The sequence below is a fragment of the Candidatus Desulfolinea nitratireducens genome, assembly GCF_982879505.1.
This window is the reverse complement of sequence record NZ_CEYOSI010000035.1, coordinates 8,307-11,520: the sequence shown is the minus strand read 5'-3', so window position 1 is coordinate 11,520 and position 3,214 is coordinate 8,307. Positions and strand designations below refer to the sequence as shown.

General features: G+C 48.7%; 2 protein-coding genes. Both read right to left on the bottom strand.

The features are described from left to right. Positions 1 to 126 precede the first annotated feature (126 nt). Entirely contained in the window at positions 127 to 1,461 is a 1,335-nt protein-coding gene (locus AC3DOM_RS04900; protein ID WP_487917908.1) for a uridine kinase family protein, read from the bottom strand. A gap of 132 nt (positions 1,462 to 1,593) precedes the next feature. Further along, complete coding sequence (locus tag AC3DOM_RS04895) at positions 1,594 to 2,853, bottom strand: MFS transporter (RefSeq protein ID WP_487917907.1); 1,260 nt, start codon at positions 2,851 to 2,853, stop codon at positions 1,594 to 1,596. Positions 2,854 to 3,214: the final 361 nt, after the last annotated feature.

The following is a 3,214-nucleotide window of genomic DNA, read 5'->3' as shown; positions in this document are numbered from 1 at the left end:
TGCTAGGGGGACGCATCCGGTTGAGGTGATTGGGCCACTCAATGAAGAAGAAGCACGCCAGGTTCATCTAGGATTTTGGACTGAGTAAAAAGACACTCAATGACGCCTTTATTCTGGTGATTTTCATTAGCCTATCTTCAGACCCCCAATAAACTCCCTGATCACAGAATCCTGTGGCACAAGCGAATCGTCGGGATGAGGGCTGATGGTCTGTAGCAAGTTGAAGATGCGTGTGGCCCGCTCGTAGGCATCCTGCCGCAGGGGATCATCTTTATATTTTTCCACCCATTCAGCAAAGCCATCGAATAATTTTGGCTTATATAATGCCAACTCATAGGGCATGCCGCTGTTGATTATAAAATCAGCAGACCCGGAATAGGGGATGATATTTCTCGTCTCACTCGAACGGACATAATGCCAGTGGGTCAGGGTCTTTTCGTAATCGTAAGCGCGATGGATCGCATCCCGCAGCATTCTGCGCATCAGGCGAATATCCGTCCAGCGGACATATTTGCCATGCTCATCTTTGAGTTGGAGCAGTGGCTCAATATACAGCCGGACCTTGCTGTCCGTGATCCCATCTGTCAGCGGAGGATATAAACCATACAGGCTGTCGATCAGAATGATATCGCCCTTCTTCAGTTTCATTGGCGTCTGGTTGGGATGCCGTTTGCCCGTCTTGAAATCATAGAAAGGCATGAGAACCTGGTCGCCAGCAAGGAGCTTATGCAGATGCTGATTGATCAGATCAATATCCAGCGCCTGGGGTGATTCGAAATCATAATCGCCAAACTCATCTTTGGGGTGCATCTCCAGATCAAAATAATAATTATCCAGATTCAATTCCACAAATTGCATCCCAAGCTTGCCAAGGCGGTGAGCGATCTTATTGGTCGTGGTTGTCTTCCCGGAAGATGAAGGACCCGCTACAATTGCCAGGCGTACTTCTTCTTTTCTTTCTTCAATCAGGACGCTTACTGAAGCAATATCTTCTTCATAGGCTGCCTCTGACTCAGCAATGACTTCCTTGATCTCGCCTTTTTCGACCCGCTGGTTGAGCTTCTGAACAGTATTCAATTCATGGTCTACAGCCCAATCCAGGGTTTTCCACATTTTTGCCCAGGGGATATATGCAGAGCGTTGTTCTGTGAGGGGATTTTCTTTTTGTCTGCGCCGCGTACGTTCCTCACGATACAAAATATAATGTTTCGCCACCTTGGCATGCCCGGCTTCGATCAATGTTTTTTCGACAACGTCCTGAATATTCTCCACGTTTGGATACTGTTTGGAGTGACATTGAGATTCCAGAGTTTCAATAACCTGATCGGCAAGTTTTTCGGCGGTTTTTTTATCCCGCCCCCCAACCGATACAGCCGCGCGGAAGATCGCATTGACGATTCGACTCCGTGAAAATGCGACCGTTGCCCCATTTCGTTTTATGACGTATTTTATCTTCGCCATAGCAGCACTCCAAATCTCCGATTATTGAGCGTCCCGCAGGTTTATGTCGCTTCGAATCTTGAATCCTGGGAACCTGCGGGACGTTTTACTTTAGTGGACATCAATAATGCGATTATAAAGTAAAGCTCTTGGCTAGTAAATTGGATTTTCCGTCTCGCTCTCAGCCTCAACTTGCTCCCGTGATTGGGCATTTGCCCGTCCCACCAGGAAAAGTGCGGGGGTCAGGAACAAGCCCGAGGTTGAGATCGCAGCGACGACGGAGACCAGTTTGGCGATCAATCCCACGCCAGGTCCTCCGGCGATCTGCCCGATGGCATCCACCTGGCTGGATATTGATAAGACAGTCGCCCGGGTTCCCGAATCCAATTTTTGATTCACCCAGGATGTATATAGAGGGATGGCAACCCTGCGCAGCACCATGATCAGCAGGAATATGCCAAGGGTCAGCAATAGGATTGGCGAAATCGCATATCCGATCAGGCTGATTGAGATCAACCCAGTGACAATGAGCATGGCTCGCCCGATGGCTTGCGGCTGGCTGGTATCGATTCGTTTTTCCATTGAGCGCATGGCAATAATGGTCAGTACCGTACCAATCGCACGCAATACGCCGAAAAAGGCGACCTGGTTGCCCATAAAGAATGCAGGTATTTCAAAGCTATCAATAAGATGTTTGACCCACAAACGGTCGAAACCTTCGCTATAGAGACCGTAGAATAGGCCGATCCACAGGATGGTTTTCAAACGAGGACGGGCGCGCACTGCCTGGATGCCTTCTTTGAATGTGTGAACCATTTGTCCCCAGGTATCGCGATCCTCTCTGGGTGTGGGTTTAAAGCCAGATTCGGGCATGGTCAGCATAAGGATCACGCCGATCAATAAGACTCCCATCCCACCCCAGCGGATCGGCATGGCGATATTTTCTCCACCGACCAGCACGGCGAGACCCGTACCAAGCAGAGCGGCATATTGCCCGAAGCGTGCAGCCCGCATGAAAAGTTTATTTGCATTATCTTCGCCAATTTCGTCGCTGATCCAGGCCTGCGTAGCGCCGCTGGTAAAGGTATATCCCAGCCCCCAGATGACCTGGGATAATAAGATGGGCAGGAAGGCCGGGAAGAATCCTTCGACCATAAATCCCAATCCCATCAGGATATAGCCGATGATGACCGAAAGCCTGCGCGAATAAATATCAGCGACGATGCCTGTGGGAATCTCAAAGATAAAGGCCGAAATTTCCAATGTGGTCCCGACCAGGATCAGTTGCAAGGGAGTCAGCCCCGCCACGGTGACCTGATAAAGGGAAGAGGCCACAAAGATCATCGGGAAAAATGTCGATGCAGCCATTTCTATAAAAAGATAGATCTTGGTGGCGCTAAAATTATTATTCAATATTTACCTCTAAAGATAGAACTGGCACTTGATTGTGCCAGTTCTTGTCGGGCTACGTTCAACTAAAGTACTCAAAATTCTTTGCGCCACAGATATTATTAAACCTGAGTTGTGGATAAGGGATCGGTGCGGGATTAATCCCTGCCTCAGGACATGAAAGTCGAATAAATCCGACTTCTTTCTTAGCCCGAAGGGTTTCCATGTGCTGAGTTAGGGCTTTAGCCCGCACGGGAAAGATGAGATACCCTAAATGCAACTCAGGTTACTAAAGCTCTTTTTTAAAAAAATAGCGTTTATAGCCAGGAGGGAAATCCTGGAGTTCGCCAAAAACCTGGTAGCCATGGTCTTTATAGAAACCCGG

Bases quoted from the DNA above. Each gene is read 5' to 3' on its own strand.
- AC3DOM_RS04900 (WP_487917908.1), bottom strand. From the start codon at position 1,461: ATGGCGAAGATAAAATACGTCATAAAACGAAATGGGGCAACGGTCGCA.